The sequence below is a fragment of the Paraburkholderia dioscoreae genome, assembly GCF_902459535.1.
GTDB classification, from domain to species: domain Bacteria; phylum Pseudomonadota; class Gammaproteobacteria; order Burkholderiales; family Burkholderiaceae; genus Paraburkholderia; species Paraburkholderia dioscoreae.
In genome coordinates this window covers 3,014,889-3,031,995 of record NZ_LR699553.1, presented here as the reverse complement: position 1 = coordinate 3,031,995, position 17,107 = coordinate 3,014,889, and the positions used below count along the sequence as shown (strand labels likewise).

Below are 17,107 nucleotides of genomic sequence, written 5' to 3'. Positions count from 1 at the left end.
ATGGACGCGGTCCGTACCGCAGTAATGAACAACCGGTTCACGGCAATTGTCGAGGAAGCTTCGGCGATCATGTACCGGACGGCGCACACGACCTTCGTCAAACTCGTGCAGGACTACCAGTGCGCGATCGCGACGGCGGCCGGCGAAATCTTCGCGTATCCGAGTCAGAGCGGGGTGAATTCTTTCATCGGCCTGCCGTTGCAGGCAACCGTCGAACGGCTGCTGGAGATCGGGATCGAGGAGGGCGACTGTTTCCTCACCAACGACCCGTTCTCCACCGACGGACTCGTCACTCACATGATGGATGTGACAATGCTCCGCCCGATTTTTTTTGGTGGGCGCTTAATGGCATTTGCGTGGGGCTTCGTTCACGCATCCGACATTGGCGGCGCGGTGCCGGGCAGTATTTCGCCGGCCTTCACCGAAGTGTTTCAGGAAGGGCTGCGCATCCGCCCGGTGAAGCTCTACAAGGCGGGCGTGCTCAATGAAGACGTGCGCACCCTCTTTCTCGACAACAGCCGGATTCCGGACGATCTATGGGGTGACCTGAAAGCGATGCTGTCCGCACTACAAAGTATGGACCGCAGATTCAGGCAGCTGTGCGATGCCTACGGCGCGGACGTCGTCGAAGAGGGCATGCAGGACGTGCTGGACTTCGCGGAGACCAAGGCGCGCGGCGTGATCGCGTCGATCCCGGACGGCGTGTACGAGTTCGGCGACTATCTGGAGGGACTCGAGCCCGGCCAGCACACCTATATCCGTACGTCGATGAAGGTGAAGGGCGATAGCCTCGGCTTCGATTTCACCGGCACCGATCCGCAGATTCCGGCCGCGTACAACTACGTGAGCGGCGCGCGCACCCATCCTTACACGGTGCAGGCGTTTCTTTATTACCTGTTGACCGTGGAACCCGACGCGCCGCGCAATGCGGGCCTGCTGCGGCCGATCGCCATGCACGCGCCGCGCGGGACTGTCATCAATGCCGAGTTTCCGGCGGCGGGCGGCTCGCGCGTCGCGGCCAGCACACGCGTCTACGACACGATGCTTGGCTGCCTGCAACAGGCGCTCGCCGGCGGTCTCTCGGCGGCAGGGCCCGGCATGTCGGCGGTGATCGTGCTCAGTGCGCGCGATCCGCGCACCGGCACGCGGCAGGTGAGCGTGATCAACCCGCTTTGTGGAGGCGGGGGCGGACGCTCGGTATGCGATGGCGTCGATGCAATCGACTCGCGCTCCGGTTATCTACGCAGCGTGCCGACCGAAATCATCGAAGTGGAAACGATGCTGTTCGTGCGCGCCAATCGTCTGCTGAAAGACAGCTATTCGGCGGGCCGCTATCGCAGCGGCGCGGCGCTCGTGATGGAAATGGAAAACACCGACGCCGAAGCAACGATGACGATTCGCGGCATGAACCGCTTTGCGTTCCGGCCGTGGGGTGTTGCGGGTGGCCATCCGGGACGGCTCGCCGAGGTCACGATCAATCCGGGCACGCCAGGCGAACAGGTGCTTGAACGCGTGACCGTGCTCAAGCTCAAGCGTGACGACGTGATCCGGCTCGTGACACCGGCGGGCGGCGGATTTGGCGACCCGCTCGAGCGCGAACTCGCGGCGATCGAAAGCGATCTGCGGCGCGAGATGCTCTCGGCCGAAGCGGCAACGCGCGACTATGGTGTGGCCTTCGCGCTGGACGGTTCGATCGATCGCAGCGGCACCGAAACGCTGCGCGCCGCGCGCCGTTCCTCGGCGCCGCCGCCGGTCTTCGCAATGGGCCCGGAGCGCGACGCTTACGACCGCATCTGGCCTGACCCCGTCCGCGCGCAATTCGCCACGTCCGCATTGAATCGTCCGCAGGCGCATCGGCAACTGCTGGTGGATGCCGTGCGCAAGCGCCTGAGCGCAGCGGGCGAGACCGTGACGCCCGGGACGCTCGAACGCGTGCTCGACGAGGAGGCCGTGAAGCTGTCGGGCCCGAACGTATTGCATTGAACCAAGGGATGGGCTGCATGCGACGCGAGAGTTGCATCAGGTCCGCGAGACAACCTGTTTTGGGTGAGAGAGAAATGCTGAAGAAAACCTGTCGTACCGGCGTTGCAGCGATCGCTTTCGTGCTGTCCTCCCTTACTGCGTTACCGGCGTCCGCGCAGGACACGTGGCGCATGGCTACCGATCAGCAGGCCGATAGCCCTGAAGGCAAGGCATATCAGCGCTTCGCCGATCTCGTGGCGAAGTACTCGAATGATCAACTGACGATAACGATCTTTCCGGCGTCGCAACTCGGCAGCGCGAGTGCCATGCTCGAACAGATCAGCGGCGGATTGATCCAGGTGTTTCCGGACGCGCTTGCGGATGCATCGAAATGGGTGCCCGACGTGCAGTACGTCAGCTCGCCGTTTCTGTTCCAGAGCCGCGCGCAGTGGGTCAACTTCATGCACTCCGACGTCGTGAAGGGATGGGTGGGCCAGATCCACGACAAGGCCGGCGTGGATATTCTCGGCGATCCGTCGCAATTCATGCGCGGCCCGTATCGCGTGCTCGTGTCGACGAAGCCGGTGCACAGCCTCGCCGATATCGGCGGCCTGAAGCTGCGCCTTGCGAAGGACAAGCTGAGCGTCGACGTGTGGACGAGGCTCGGCGCGAGCGTGCAGGTGCTGGACTGGTCTGCGGTGTACGACGGCCTCGACCGTCACATGATCGACGCGATGACGAGTCCGATTTCACAGCTCGAAAGCATCAAGGTGACCGAGGTGGCCAAATACGTGGCACGCACCGACGAGTACTGGCAGAGCGTTGCGTTCTTCGTCAACCACAAGGCGTATGCGGCGCTTTCGCCGGCCGAAAAGAACGCCGTGGACCGCGCTTATGCCGAGAGCAGCGCGTATGCGGCGGAACTGGAAAAGAGCTTCACCGATACGGCCATCGACAAGATGAAGAAGAGCGGCGTGCAGTTCACCGTGCTCGATACGAAGCCGATCGTGCAGCAGGCGCGCACGCTGTACGACGCGCGCTCGACGGCGGGCACCTTGCCCAAGGGCTTTCTTGCAGCGGTGCAGTCGGTGCAGTCGAACGTGACGACGGCATCGGCGTCAGGTCAGTAGCACGGTCACGAACAGTGGGAGAAGGATGATATGCACAGGCTCACAGGTTATATCGACCGGCTGCTGGATTTTTGCTGCAGCATCTTGCGGGTGGTCGCCGGCCTGCTGATGCTCGGCATCGTTGCCCTGAGCCTGTGCAACCTCGGACTGCGCATTACCCATCATCAGGAAATCGCGTCGTTCACCGGATGGTCGGAAGTGCTTTTCGTGTGGATGTGCTTTGCGGGCTTCTATGTGATTCATCGCACGCGACGCGACATCTGTATCGAGTACTTCGTGAACAAACTCGGCGGTGCGGGTCGCGTGTTCGTTCGCCTGATACGGGATGTCGTCGTGCTGCTCGTGTCGGGGACGATCCTCTGGCAGGCGCCGAAGATCGTCGAACTGCAGCAGGGTGTGATCGATCTGGTCGGTATTCCAAAGTACGACGAAGCGCTGCTGCTGTTCCTTGTCGTCGGGCTGATCGCAATCGATGCATCGCTCGATCTCTATCACCTCGCTGCGCGGCGCATGTCGCCGGGCGCGGCAATCGCCTGGCAGGAGTGAACGCAATGCCCGCCTTCCTGTTCGTGCTTTTCATCGGTCTGATGGCCCTCGGCGTGCCGGTGACGATGGCGATCGGCGCGTCGGCGCTCTCCGTATTCGCGATGAGCGGCTTCACCGATGCGCTTTATGTGTTGCCGCAACAGATGCTCGAAGGCATCGACAGCCCGTCGATGATGTCGATACCGTTTTTCATTCTAGCGGGCAACCTGATGAACGCGGTGGGTGTGACCGACCGGATCTTCTCGCTGGCTCTGGTGCTCGTCGGGCGTTTTCGGGGCGGCCTCGCTCAGGTCAGTGTGATTGCAGCCGCCATCTTCTCCGGCATTTCGGGCTCGGCGCTCGCGGACATCGCGGGACTCGGGGCGATCGAAGTGAAAGCCATGCGCGAGCGCGGTTACCCTGCTGAATTCGCCGCGGCTGTGTCCGTCGCATCGTCGGTCATGGCGCCGATCATGCCGCCGTCGATTGCGTTCATCGTGTACGCATCCATGGCCAATGCGTCGGTGGCCCGCATGTTCATGGCGGGCATCGTGCCCGCCACATTGCTGGCGATTTCGCTGATGGTGTGCAATCGCATCATTGCCGGCAGGCGGGGTTATCCGCGAGAGGAAGCCATGCCGTTCGACCTCGCGGTGCGTACCGTCATTGCCGGGCTGCCCGCGCTCGGCGCACCGGCGATCATTCTGATCGGCACGATGGGCGGCTATACGACGGTTGGCGAAGCGGGCATTCTCGCTTCGGTTTATTCGATTCTGCTCGGTTTCGCGTACCGCTCCATCAACCTGAAAAAAGTCTGGCAAGCGATCAACGACACGGTTTCAGTCACGGCCCTGATCATGGTGATCATCGGCTTCTCGCATTTCATGAGCTGGGTGCTGGCGATCCAGCAGGCGCCGCAGCATCTGGCAGCGCTCGTGTTGACGCTCACGCAATCGCCGACGGTCCTGATGCTGCTGCTCGTCGCATTCCTGCTCTTTATCGGCTGCTTTATCGAAAGCGCGCCGGCCAAGCTCATTCTCGTGCCGGTGCTGCTGCCGGTCATCGACCAGTTCGGCATCGACCGCGTGCAGTTCGGCGTGGTGATGACGCTCGCTCTCGCACTCGGCATCGCGCATCCGCCGATGGGCGTAGGCCTCTTTGTCGTGACACGTGTGTCCAATGTGTCGCTGGAACGCGTCACGATGGCAGTACTGCCTTTGCTGATTCCGCTGCTCATCGTCCTGATCGTCGTGGCGCTGATCCCTTCGCTGTCGACGTGGCTGCCTGATCTGGTGATGGGCGCGCCCTCCTGATCCTGTTGTCTGCGTCGCAGGGGAGGGCGCGAATAGTCGGAAAAACGTATCACGCATTTTTGTAGCCAGACCCGCGAAGCCAACGTCGTCACGGCAGGCTTGCGGCTACCTGTCAATTCGGCATACTAAGTAAATGGGGAATGAAGATGATCTCTCGTATCGCAAACTGGCTGCCGTCCGCGGCTGTCTGTGCCATCGTGTGTTCGGGCGTCGTGCCTTGTATTGCGGCTGCGGCAGCCGTGGCGCCGCCCGCGTCGATCATGGCCAAACATGGCCTCGCGTTCTGTTCGGATCTGTCGAATCCGCCTGCCGACGGCACGGCCGACGACGGATCGACGCCACAAGGCGCGGAGGTCGACATCATGAAAGAGGTGGGCAAGGCGATGGGCGTGCCGACGCGCATCGATAACTACCAGTTCTCCGGCATTTTCGCAGCGCTCGACACCGGCAAGTGCGACATGGTCATGGCAAGCCTCGGCAAGACGCCGGAACGTGCGCAGCGCTATGAGCTCGTCGACTACTGGCGCGTTGCATCCGGACTGCTGGTGCCGGCCGGTAATCCGCGTCATCTGACGAAGTTCGAGGATCTCGGCGGCACGCGCGTCGCGGTGCTGCTCGGCAGCCGCAACGCTTCGGTGCTTCATCAGATCAATGAACAGATCAAGGCAGCGGGCAAGCCGCCCATCGAAACGGTGGAGCTGAACACGAACGCCGCCGCGTATCAGGATCTGGCGCTTGGGCGGGTCGACGCGTTCGTGAGCGACACGGTCAACATCAATTATTACCGTTCACGCAGCCACGGCCGCTTCGAAGTGGGCGGTGTGCCCGTGCCGCCCAAGACCTGGACGATCGCGATTCCAAAGGGCAATGTCGAACTGAAGCAGGCCGTGCAAGCCGCTATCGATCGCATGAACGCAGACGGTGACATGCAGAAGGTCGTGAAGACATGGGGCATCGACGACGGCGTGACCTTGTGCAGCACGGCGCACCCGTGCGAATAAAGGCGCGCCCCTCGCTGATTCGCGCCGTCTACCTCTGACTCAACGCATGGAGGCCCACTGTGCCACACGCTCCGCATCTTGTCTTCGATATGCCGTTTTTCCTGCACTTCGTGTTCGATCCGCGTCCGGCTCTGCTGCAGGGACTCGTCGTCACGGTTCTCGGGGCGGCGATAGCGCAACTGCTCGGCACCGTGATCGGCGTTGTGCTGGGGCTGTCGGGCATGCACCACGCGCTCCCGCTGCGCGTGCTGAATCAGGGCTACATCTGGTTCTTTCGCGGCACGCCGGTACTGGTTCAACTGGTGCTGATCTATTTCGGGCTGCCGTATCTGGTGGGTTTCGATCTGTTTCCCGCTGTGATGTCGCTCGGGCCGCTGCATCTCAGCGGCGCGTTGGTAGCCGGTGTGATCGCGTTCGGGTTGCATGAAGCCGCGTATATGAGCGAGATCACGCGTGCGAGCGTCGGCTCGATCAACCCCGGCCAGATGGAAGCGGCGCTCGCCGTCGGCATGACGCCCGCAATGGCGATGCGTCGCATCGTGCTGCCGCAGGCGGTGCCGCTCATCGTGCCGGCGCTCGGCAACCAGTTCAACAATATGCTGAAGACGACGGCGCTGCTGAGCGTGATCGGCGTGTCGGAGATGTTTCGCGTGGCCGAGCAGATGCAGGCCGCGACCTTCATGACCTTCGAGGTGTATCTGGGCGTGTCGGTTTATTACCTGATGCTGACCGGCGTCTGGACTTTCATACAGCACGGGCTCGAGGCGTGGCTTTCGCGCGGCGGCCGCAACGGCAAGCGGCAATCCGCGAAAGCAACCAAGGCGCCGCGAGCCCGGGTGGCGAGTGGCAACTCGTGACGCGCGGTGCAAGCCGCAAGCGTCGCGATTGACGAAGTGAACGCCACGACACGTGGCGGGGCACTGTAAAACCAGGTGGTCTTTTTAAAGAGGTGTTTCTGATGGGACGTTTGATCGATATCGCATGGCCGCAACTGAACGTGAAAGTCGTGGCCGAACTGAATGACGAGCGCAATCCGGAACTGTGCGAAGAGTTCTGGCAACAGTTGCCGTTCAAGGTGACGCAGGCGCATCCGGTTGTCTCCGGCGCGTCGATGTATGCATGGACGCCGGTGGTCAGCAGCGCGCCTGTGCATCACCGCGAGCTGATCACGGAATGCCCGATTGGCCGTCTGCGTTATTCGCAATCGACCGGCAACAAGATGTCGGTGCAATACGGCAAGGGTCAGGAGCCGCTCGCACAGCCGGTGCTGGGCCAGGTGCTGCCGGAATATTGCCATCTGCTGCCGGGCGTGGGCAAGGCTGTGTGGAACAACCTGTTCTACGAGAAGGACGTGATCTTCCTGGAAGTGTCGGCACACGAAGGCCAGGGCCATTCAGGCAAGCCGGCGAAGCCGATAAACCTGGCGCCGCTTGCACAAAAGCTGTACGACGAAGCGGAACGCATCCAGCTCGTCGAACCGGAAGAAATTCGTGCGTTGCGGCTGGGCGAAGTGGAAGACGCAGGGACGTATGGGCAGTATTTCAGTGCGTGGGACTTCGCAAACGGCATGCTGCGCGACTACATCATGTACACGATCTATCCGATCCTGACGCTTGCCGGCAAGCTGGAGCCGAAGGCCCTGAGCCAGGTGCTGAACGAACTCGACGTTCCATATTCCAGCTATCTGTCGGTCGTTGGATTCAAGAAGCTGGAGGCGCTTGCTGGCGAAGTGCGCGAATACGTGGCAAAGGCGGAATCGAAAGAAGAGATCCAGCAGGTTCTGCGCGCCTTTCTCCAGTATGGCAATCGGCTGTGCGCCTGGTCGTATCAGATGTTCCCCTGGTATCTCGGCATGTTCTACAACCGCAGCAAGGACGGCCAGGAGCGTCCGGGCCGCTGGAAGCCAGACGCCGAGTAAGCGTCTTTAAATAATATGGGTAGATTCAATCTATAAATTAAGGATCCCGAAAGAAAATCGGGATCCAGTATCAATTCATGGAGAGAAAGATGTCGGAGCAACTACGCAGTCTGGGAGAATTCACGGCCGAAGTCGAAGCGATGACCGCAGCGATGATGACCGAAGAGCCGCAGGAAATCGCAAGCATGCGCTGCGGGGAAATGGAGAACACGGCGGGAAGCTATGGCCAGTACTTCGGCACGTGGGATATCGCACACGGCATGCTGCGCGATTACTCGATGTACACGCTGTACCCCATCACCGCGTTGGCCGAAGATGCGGAGATTGACCTGATCAGCCTGTCAAAGACCGTCGACGCGCTCGATCCGGCGTATAGCAACTACCTGCGGTACAGCGGCTTTCCGAAGATGGGTAAGCTCGCGGTCGAACTGCGCGGCCTGATTCGCGCCAGTACGTCGCGTTCCGACGTCGTCGCGGCGCTGCGTGCGTTCACTGCCTACACGAACCGTTTACAGGCGTGGTCGTTTCACTATTTCCCTTGGGGATTGGGCAAGCACTTTCGCTACGACGAGGCCCGCCTGCAGGACGCGCCGTTGCCTGTCGCCGACCTCGGCGCGACACGCGCATGCATCACGCGCGGGCAGCGGATTCGTATCAGTTGGGAACCGCTCGGCATTACGGTCAATGCGACGCTTGCAAGCGAAGAGAATCCCGAGCTGTGCGGGGATGTCGTTGCGGCGCTGCCATTCACGGTCATTCAGGATCACGCGGTCGTGACAGGTGAGTCGATGTATGCATGGACGCCTGTACTGAGCACCGCGCCGATCCATTTGCGCGAACGCATCTGCGACGCGCCGGTGGGCCGTCTGCGCTATTCGCAGTCGACCGGACAGAAATTTATCGTGCAATACGGTCCGACTACGGAAGACCTGTCGCAGCCCGTGCTCGGCGAAATCGACGCCGCGGATGCCGGCAAGCTGGAGCAAGTCGGCCGCGCAGTTTGGGACTCGACCTTTGATAACAAAAAGTTGATCTGGATGACGGTCGAACTGGCCTGACTGCTGTTTGAGCGATATTCGAGCGGCGCGCATTGCAAGCAAGGTGAAATGGTATCTCTATGAACAAACCAGATGAAGTTCTGACTCTCGTGCCGGGCCAGGTAACGCTCGGTCAGTTGCGCCGCATCATCGAAGCGCGACCGATGGTGCAGATCGAGCGCGCGTCGCTCGAGCGGGTCGAAAAATCGAAGGACATCGTGAGCCGGATCGTCGCGGACGGCAAGATCGTCTATGGCGTGAATACGGGCTTTGGCCGGCTGGCAAACACGACGATCCCCGCTGAGCGGATCGCGGAGTTGCAAAGGAATCTCGTGCTCTCGCACAGCGTGGGCACGGGCGAACCGATGGAAGACCATGTCGTCGGCCTGATCATGGCGCTCAAGGCGATCAGTCTCGCGCGCGGTCACTCGGGCGTGCGTCCGCAAGTTGTGCTCGCAATCATCTCGATGCTCAATGCCGGCGTCTATCCGTGCATTCCCAGCAAGGGGTCGGTCGGTGCATCGGGCGATCTCGCGCCGCTCGCGCATCTGGCGGCCGCGATGTTGGGCGTGGGCCACGTGCGCATCGACGGCAAGCGCATGCCGGCCGCAGAAGGCTTGAGCGTCGCCGGACTCGAAGCACTTGAATTAGGTCCGAAGGAAGGACTCGCGTTGCTCAACGGAACGCAGGCGTCGACTGCGCTCGCGCTCTCGGGGCTTTTCGCCGCGGAACGCGTGTTCGCTTCGGCGATGGTTACCGGTGCGTTGTCGCTCGAAGCTGTGAAAGGTTCGACCGTGCCTTTCGATCCGCGCATTCATGTTGCGCGCGGCCAGCGCGGGCAAATCGACGTGGCGGGGCGTCTCGCGGCACTGCTCGATGGCAGCGGCATCATCGCGTCGCATGGAAACGGGACTCGCGTGCAGGATCCGTATTCGATTCGCTGTCAGCCGCAGGTCATGGGGGCATGCCTCGACCACATCCGCTACGTTGCGGGAATTCTGACCATCGAGGCAAATGCCGCGTCGGATAATCCCCTCGTTTTCGACAATGGCGATGTGCTGTCGGGCGGCAATTTCCATGCGGAACCGATTGCGCTGGCAGCAGACGCGCTGGCAGTGGCTATTTCGGAGATTGGTGCGATTTCCGAACGACGTACGGCATTGTTGCTAGACAGCCATATGTCGGGCTTGCCGGCGTTTCTCGTGAAGGAAAGCGGTATCAATTCCGGCTTCATGATTGCGCAGGTAACGAGCGCGGCGTTGGCTTCGGAGAACAAGTCGCTCGCACATCCCGCGAGCGTGGACAGTTTGCCGACGTCGGCGAATCAGGAGGATCACGTTTCAATGGCCACATTTGCTGCGAGACGGCTCAAGGATATGACCGACAACACGGCTGTTATCGTGGGAATAGAAGGGATGGCCGCGGCGCAGGGCATGGACTTTCATCGTCCGCTGCGTTCGAGTGAACTGCTGGAGGAACAGCATGTGCAGATTCGCGCGCGCGTTTCCTTTTATACGAAAGACCGCTACCTTGCCGACGACATCGAGAGAATGAAAAATTGGGCATTGGAAAGTTCCAGGCCGGGCATTGTCAATACGCTATTCGATATCTGACCGACAGCTTCCATCGGGGAGAGAAAATGAACGATGCTCGATCTAACGAGAATGAAGCCCATATCGCTGCTTCGGCGGAGGCGAACGCATTGGCGCTTGACGCGGCAGTTATAGAAGATTTCGCACGCAATGGAGCGGTCTGCTTACGCGGTGTCTTCTCAACAGAGTGGGTGGATATCGTGCGGCGAGGGATCGAAAGAAATCTGGCCGCGCCGGGACCCGCAGCGAGCTTTGCCGACGGAAGCGAGAAGCGCTTCTTTCAGGACTCCAACAACTGGAAAAGGATCGAAGAGTTTGAAGCATTCGTGCGCTTATCGCCGGCGCGGCTGATTGCGGCTCAACTGTTTTCCAGTCGAACGGTGACTTTCCTGCACGACCATGTATTGGTGAAGTACGCGGGGGCGACAAAGCCGACACCGTGGCATCAGGATCAACCGTATAGCCCGGTCGAGGGATCGCAGTTCTGCACGATGTGGATGCCGGTCGATCCCGTGCCGCGCGAGGCGGTGCTGGAGTTCGTGGGGGGCTCGCAGCGGTCCGGCACCTGGTATCGGCCGCAGCGCTTCATTGACGGATCGCTGCGCGTGGACGACGATCCGCGGTGGGCGTTGCTTCCGGACATTGAAGCGGACCGCCCGGCATGGCCCATTCTCGGATGGGGCGTTCAGCCGGGTGACGTGCTGGTCTTTCACGGGCTGACCCTTCACGGCGCCCCGGGCAACTTGCGCGACACGCCCCGGCGGATTCTGTCGACGCGCTGGCTTGGAGATGATGCACGTGTTCGGCGCCGCAGCGGGAAGATGTCTCCGCCTCTTCCCGATGACGCACCTGCTGATGGCGAGCCGTTTGCGTGCGAGCATTTCCCGCTTGTCTGGACGAACAAGGAGTGAGGGTATTTCAGAACGCGGGCGCGCCGGCACTGGTAGCGCTCGCCCCGTGAGTCCCGAGCGGGACCGATTCATCAACCCCGGTGTGAGGCATCGCCGGGTTCCCCCCACGAGCGTCAGCCCTCTTGCGCATCCTGCGACTACAATCCTGTCTTGTAGCCGGGGCACTGCGCTCGCCTGCTCGCTCGACAACGTGCGATGCCATGACGTAATCAACCCGCGTTCCCCACCAAGCCTACGCTAACCCAACCCCAACGGAGAAATCGATGGGCAGTGAAAAATCGAAGCGCGCACGCCGTGCCGCTGAAAGCCTCTTCGGGGATTTGCCGAAAACCAGCAACACCGCGGCCAGCCGCCCTTCGAACCCTTTCGAGGATGATCCGTTCCACCATCCGGCCGGCGCAGTGCAGACCGGAGACGAACTCGTCGTTCTCCCGGCCCAATTCGAACTGCCGCCCGGCTACGAAGATGCGGCGGCCATGCGCGATGCGCTCGCCCGCACCTGGCGTATGGACTGGATCAAGGTCGGCAAAGACGAATGTGTGGTCAGGCTGCCGCTCGGGTGGCGCGCGGACAAGTCGGTGGACGGTGTTCTGCGAATCGAATGCGCGGGCGTGGTTCGTGCGCAGGGCCGGATCGTGGAGGGCGCGACATTGCAGATACTGCCGCGCTACTACCTGAAGGCGGAATTCCATGAGTCGAACGATCACTGCCGGATCGTGGTGCGAGATCGCGGCCGAAACAACGCTGCTCTGAAGGAGTCGTTCTGGGACACGAGGAGCGGTCCGAATCATCCGCAGTGGAAGATCCTGTCTGACTGGCTGGACGCGCAATACCCCGACCATCGCGATCCGCTGCGCTATTGGGACGATTGCGAAGAAAATCGCCGCGCCGTCTGACGGACCGTGGACCCGGATCATGTCTCATCTGAAATACCTCACCGGCTACCCAGCCGCGCTCCAGGAGAAGGTCAGGAAACTGATCGCCGAAGACGAACTCAACGCGTATCTCGCCGCGCGCTATCCGAATACGCATGACGTACAGACAGATCGGGCGCTTTATGCCTATTGCGCCGAGCTTAAACGCGAACATCTGCGCAGCGCGGAGCAGATCGATAAGGTCACCTACGACAGCAAACTCGACGTGGTGCGCCATGCGTTAGGTCTGCACACGAGCATTTCCCGCGTGCAGGGCGGCAGGCTGAAGGCGAAGAAAGAAATCCGCATAGCGTCGCTGTTCAAATCGGCCGCGCCGGAATTTCTGAAGATGGTCGTGGTGCACGAACTCGCGCATCTGAAGGAAAGCGACCACAACAAGGCTTTCTATCGCCTCTGTGAGTTCATGCAGCCGGGTTACCACCAGATCGAATTCGATCTGCGTCTTTACCTGACGCAACGCGAATTGGAGAAAAAACAGACCTGACGATCCAGCGTCAGGTCTCGCGCATCAGGCAGCAACCGCCTCGACCGCGGAAGCCGTCAACAAAACAGGAATGGACTTCGAGGTCGGCGTTCCCGCGCCGTCGGCGACCGACGAGAGCGGCACCAGCGGATTCGTCTCCGGGTAATACGCACCGAGACAGCCGCGCGGAATGTCGTACTCCACGAGCAGAAAACCTTCCGCGCGACGCTCGATTCCATCGGCCCACACGCTCGTGATATCCACGCGTTGTCCCGCGACGAAACCGAGCATCGCGAGGTCGTCCTTGTTGGCGAACAGCACGCGACGCTGTCCATACACGCCGCGATAGCGGTCATCGAGGCCGTAGATCGTCGTGTTGTACTGATCGTGCGAGCGCGTCGTCATCAAGGTCATCAGCCGCTCGCCATGCGCTTTGCGTGCCTGGTGAATCGGTGTGGCCACATCGATCGCATGCACGAGGAACTGGGCCTTGCCGCTCGGCGTTTTCCAGATCCGCTCGCGCGACGCCACGCCCAGATGAAAACCGCCAGGGTTCTTCAGGCGCTCGTTGTAGTCCGTGAACCCCTCGATCACCTTGGCGATGCCGTCGCGAATCAGCGAATAGTCCGCCGCGTGGGCGAGCCAATCCACTTTCTCGCTGCCGAGCGTCGCATGCGCCATGCGCGCGACGATCGCGATCTCCGACAGCAGATTCTCCGACGCCGGCTTGTTCATGCCGTACGAGATATGCACCATGCTCATCGAGTCCTCGACGCTCACCCCTTGCGCGACACCGTTCTGCAAGTCGATCTCGGTACGGCCGAGCGTCGGCAGGATCAGCGCGTCGCGGCCATGCACGAGGTGGCTGCGGTTCAGCTTGGTGGTGATGTGCACGGTGAGATCGCACGAACGCATTGCGTCCCACGTGCGCGGCGTGTCCGGCGTCGCAATCGAGAAATTGCCGCCGAGCCCGATGAACACCTTCACCTTGCCGTCGAGCATCGCCTGAATCGTATTGACGACGTCGAGTCCATGCTCGCGCGGCGGCTCGAAATCGTAGACCTCACCGAGCTTGTCGAGAAAAGCCTGAGTCGGTCTTTCCTCGATGCCGACTGTGCGGTCGCCCTGCACGTTAGAGTGCCCACGCACCGGGCAGAGGCCCGCGCCACGCCGGCCGATATTGCCGCGCATCATCATCAGGTTCGACAGGATCTGGACCGTCGGCACCGAATTCTTGTGCTGCGTGAGGCCCATGCCCCACGTCGAAATCACCGCGCGTCCCTTCACGTAGATGTCGGCGAGCTTCAGCACGTCTTCGAACGGCACGCCCGCTTCGGCGACGATGGTGTCCCAGCTTTCGGCGCGCAGATCGTCGGCGAATGCGTCGATGCCCACGGTGTGTTCGGCGATGAACGCGACGTCGAGCACCCGTTCGAGACCCGAAGCCAAAGCTTCGTCGTCGAGCTCGACCACACGCTTGGCGACGCCCTTGATCAGCGCGAAATCGCCGCCGACCTTCGGGCGAATGAACACGGAGCTGATCTTCGTGCTGCCCATCGTCAGCATTTCCACCGGGTGCTGCGGGCTCGCAAAGCGCTCCAGGCCGCGCTCCTTCAGCGGATTGATCGACACGATCGTCGCGCCGCGCCTGGCGCACTCGCGCAGTTCACCGAGCATCCGCGGATGGTTGGTGGCCGGGTTCTGGCCGAAGATCAGCAGCGTGTCGGCGTGTTCGAAGTCATCCAGCGTGACCGTGCCTTTACCGGTGCCGACCGTATGCGGCAAGCCGCGGCTGGTCGCCTCGTGGCACATGTTCGAGCAGTCGGGGAAGTTGTTGGTGCCGTACATGCGCACGAACAACTGGTACAGGAACGCGGCTTCGTTGCTCGCGCGCCCCGAGGTGTAGAAGGCGGCGCGGTCCGGATCGCCGAGCCGCTTCAGGTGAGCGGCGATCAGGTCGAATGCTTCGTCCCAGCCGATCGGCACGTAACGGTCGCGCAGGGCGTCGTAGACGAGCGGGTCGGTCAGACGGCCATGCTGTTCCAGTTCGAAGTCGGACTGCGTCATCAGTTCGGCAACCGTGTGCTCCTCGAAGAACGCCGGCGTCACGCGCTTGCCGGTCGCCTCGGCGGCCACGGCTTTCACGCCGTTCTCGCAGAACTCGAAGGTGGACGCGTGCTCGCGATCCGGCCATGCACAGCCGGGGCAATCGAAGCCGTCCGGCTGGTTCTGTTTGAGCAGCATGCGGTAGTCGCCGCCCGTCACCTTTTCCTTGATGAGGTTGATGGCGACGTACTTGAGCGCCCCCCAGCCGGCGGCGGGATGCGTATACGGTTCGATGCGAGCTTCGGGTTTCTTCATGATGTGCCGCCAATCGGGCTTGACGAGGCTGTTGAGCCGACAGGTGCAAGCCTACTGTGTTCCAAAAAGCGCGCAGCATACAGAAAATTGGAAAGGGAAGGGATACAGTTGCCTGATTTTTGTCATAGACTGGCGTTCCAACCCACGTCTTTGTTTGATCCAGGCCCTTGAACCTGTACGAAAAACTCGCCGACGAAATAACGCAAGCCGTGCGCCACGGCGTGTTCGCGGCCGGCGAGCGGATTCCGTCCGTGCGGCAGGCGAGCCAGCAGCACGGCGTCAGTATCAAGACGGTGTTGCACGCGTACGCGTTGCTGGAAAGCCGTGGGATTGTCGAAACCCGCCCGCAGTCGGGCTATTTCGTGCGGGACGCCGCAGCAAGGTCGGTGGCGCTCGAAGAGCCGCGGCCGGGCCGCCTGCCCGCGCCCCCAACGCAGCCGGTGGCTGCGGCGGTGGATGTGAGCCGCCTTGTGCTGTCCACCTTGCGCAGCATCCGCGCGCACGACGCCGTGCCGTTCGGCTCGCCGTATCCGGATCCCTCGCTGTTTCCGTGGCGGCGCATCAACCAGTACGCGAACGCGATTGCGCGGCGCCACGCGAGCTGGAATCTGATCGACGATCTGCCGCCCGGCAACCCCGAGCTGATCCGGCAGATCGCCCGGCGCTACGCCGAGAACGGTGTGCCGGTCGATCCCGGCGAAATCATCATCACGCTCGGCGCGACCGAAGCGATCAACCTGAGCCTGCAGGCGGTCGCCAAACCCGGCGACACGGTGGCGGTCGAATCGCCCACCTATTACGCGATGCTGCACGCCATCGAGCGTCTGGGCATGCGCGCGATCGAGGTGGCGACGCATCCGGTCGACGGCATCGATATCGAGGCGCTCGCGCGGGTGATCGCCGAACAGAAGATTGCGGCCTGCATGGTGATGCCGAACTTCCAGAATCCGCTCGGCTTCCGCATGCCCGACGCGCGCAAGCGGCAACTGGTGGAACTGCTCGCCGCGCAAGAGATTCCCGTGATCGAGAACGACGTCTATCAGGAGCTGTACTTCGGCGAAACCCGGCCTTCGACCTTGAAGAGCTTCGACACCAAAGGGCTGGTGCTGCATTGCGCGTCGTTTTCGAAGAGCCTGACCGCGTCGTACCGGATCGGCTGGGCGCTGCCGGGGCGTTATCGCGCGCAGGTCGAGAAGCTGAAGTTTCTCAATACGCTGACCACGCCGTCGGTGCCGCAAGTCGCGGTCGCCGACTATTTGCGCCAGGACGGCTACGACCGGCATCTGCGGCACGTGCGCAAGGTCTACCGGCAGCAGGCGAGCATCATGATGGCGATGGTGCAGCGATTTTTCCCCGAGGGCACGCGCATGTCGACGCCGCAAGGTGGCTACGTGCTCTGGGTCGAGTTGCCCGAACGCGTCGATTCCATGCGGCTCTATCAGGCGGCGCTCGCACGCAGCATTACGGTCGGGCCGGGCATGATGTTTTCGACGCGCAACGATTTTCGGCATTTCATCCGGCTCAACTACAGCTATCCGTGGACGGCGCAGACCGAGGCGGCATTGAAGACGCTCGGCGAACTGGTCACGCAGATGGCATGACAACGAGGAGACACTCACCATGCAAGACGACGAACTCGATCCGGTGCTGGTCGCCGTGCTGGAACAGCTATGGCGCGCGCATCGGGAAACGCCGGGCGGGGCCTGGTCGCTCGCCAAACTGTCGAAGCAGGCGGGCGTGCCGATGAGCGGCTTGCGGCGGCAGTTGACGGCGCTCGTCGACGGTGAGCTGGTGCATACCACCTTCAGCGAGGAGGGCACCGGGACGGCGCGCCTGAGCGAGCTCGGCGAAAGTCTGTGCGCCGAACTGTTCGGCGACGGCGAGACTCCCGGTGAGGACCAGCCGGATCCGCCGCCGAAGCTTCATTGAAGTGTGCCCGGCTTTACCGGGCCAGCGCCG

General features: G+C 61.9%; 15 protein-coding genes. 14 read left to right on the top strand and 1 reads right to left on the bottom strand.

The annotated features are described in order from the left end of the window. The 12 genes from PDMSB3_RS13540 to PDMSB3_RS13485 all read left to right on the top strand — a co-directional run bounded on the left by PDMSB3_RS13540 (position 1) and on the right by PDMSB3_RS13485 (position 12,808). Positions 1 to 1,983: a hydantoinase B/oxoprolinase family protein gene (locus PDMSB3_RS13540; protein ID WP_165186612.1), complete on the top strand. Its 1,983-nt coding sequence runs from the start codon at positions 1 to 3 to the stop codon at positions 1,981 to 1,983. Between the two features lie 170 nt (positions 1,984 to 2,153). Beyond that, a complete protein-coding gene (locus PDMSB3_RS13535) occupies positions 2,154 to 3,092 on the top strand; it encodes a TRAP transporter substrate-binding protein (RefSeq protein ID WP_232064195.1) in 939 nt (312 codons plus the stop codon). Positions 3,093 to 3,122: 30 nt separating this feature from the next. Continuing rightward, on the top strand, positions 3,123 to 3,638 hold the full coding sequence (locus PDMSB3_RS13530; protein WP_007181209.1) for a TRAP transporter small permease: 516 nt from the start codon (positions 3,123 to 3,125) through the stop codon (positions 3,636 to 3,638). A 5-nt stretch (positions 3,639 to 3,643) separates the two neighbouring features. Next, the gene (locus PDMSB3_RS13525) at positions 3,644 to 4,930 is read left to right on the top strand and encodes a TRAP transporter large permease (protein WP_007181210.1); all 1,287 of its coding nucleotides are present in this window, start codon (positions 3,644 to 3,646) and stop codon (positions 4,928 to 4,930) included. A gap of 140 nt (positions 4,931 to 5,070) precedes the next feature. Further along, complete coding sequence (locus tag PDMSB3_RS13520; protein ID WP_232064194.1) at positions 5,071 to 5,931, top strand: ABC transporter substrate-binding protein; 861 nt, start codon at positions 5,071 to 5,073, stop codon at positions 5,929 to 5,931. Between the two features lie 59 nt (positions 5,932 to 5,990). Next, positions 5,991 to 6,788, top strand: a complete 798-nt coding sequence (locus tag PDMSB3_RS13515) for an amino acid ABC transporter permease (RefSeq protein WP_007181212.1) — start codon at positions 5,991 to 5,993, stop codon at positions 6,786 to 6,788. 101 nt (positions 6,789 to 6,889) lie between these two features. After that, positions 6,890 to 7,849 (top strand): cucumopine synthase-related protein, encoded by a 960-nt coding sequence (locus PDMSB3_RS13510; protein WP_007181213.1) that lies wholly within the window; start codon positions 6,890 to 6,892, stop codon positions 7,847 to 7,849. A gap of 89 nt (positions 7,850 to 7,938) precedes the next feature. Continuing rightward, positions 7,939 to 8,907 carry a cucumopine synthase-related protein gene (locus PDMSB3_RS13505; protein ID WP_007181214.1) on the top strand — a complete coding sequence of 323 codons (969 nt, stop codon included), beginning with the start codon at positions 7,939 to 7,941 and terminating at the stop codon, positions 8,905 to 8,907. A gap of 59 nt (positions 8,908 to 8,966) precedes the next feature. Further along, complete coding sequence (gene hutH, locus PDMSB3_RS13500) at positions 8,967 to 10,499, top strand: histidine ammonia-lyase (RefSeq protein ID WP_165186610.1); 1,533 nt, start codon at positions 8,967 to 8,969, stop codon at positions 10,497 to 10,499. Positions 10,500 to 10,525: 26 nt separating this feature from the next. Then, on the top strand, positions 10,526 to 11,389 hold the full coding sequence (locus PDMSB3_RS13495) for a phytanoyl-CoA dioxygenase family protein (protein ID WP_165186608.1): 864 nt from the start codon (positions 10,526 to 10,528) through the stop codon (positions 11,387 to 11,389). Positions 11,390 to 11,652: 263 nt separating this feature from the next. Next, entirely contained in the window at positions 11,653 to 12,285 is a 633-nt protein-coding gene (locus PDMSB3_RS13490) for a hypothetical protein (RefSeq protein ID WP_165186605.1), read from the top strand. Positions 12,286 to 12,304: 19 nt separating this feature from the next. Then, positions 12,305 to 12,808, top strand: coding sequence for a M48 metallopeptidase family protein (locus PDMSB3_RS13485; protein ID WP_165186603.1), 504 nt, complete (start codon positions 12,305 to 12,307; stop codon positions 12,806 to 12,808). A 24-nt stretch (positions 12,809 to 12,832) separates the two neighbouring features. Here PDMSB3_RS13485 and PDMSB3_RS13480 read toward each other — a convergent pair whose 3' ends face one another. Then, the gene (locus PDMSB3_RS13480; protein ID WP_165186600.1) at positions 12,833 to 15,148 is read right to left on the bottom strand and encodes an FdhF/YdeP family oxidoreductase; all 2,316 of its coding nucleotides are present in this window, start codon (positions 15,146 to 15,148) and stop codon (positions 12,833 to 12,835) included. A gap of 167 nt (positions 15,149 to 15,315) precedes the next feature. Between PDMSB3_RS13480 and PDMSB3_RS13475 the strand changes: the two genes are divergently transcribed. Together PDMSB3_RS13475 and PDMSB3_RS13470 are read left to right on the top strand one after the other, a co-directional pair. Then, positions 15,316 to 16,749: an aminotransferase-like domain-containing protein gene (locus PDMSB3_RS13475; protein WP_007181220.1), complete on the top strand. Its 1,434-nt coding sequence runs from the start codon at positions 15,316 to 15,318 to the stop codon at positions 16,747 to 16,749. A gap of 19 nt (positions 16,750 to 16,768) precedes the next feature. After that, complete coding sequence (locus PDMSB3_RS13470) at positions 16,769 to 17,077, top strand: helix-turn-helix transcriptional regulator (RefSeq protein WP_007181221.1); 309 nt, start codon at positions 16,769 to 16,771, stop codon at positions 17,075 to 17,077. Positions 17,078 to 17,107: the final 30 nt, after the last annotated feature.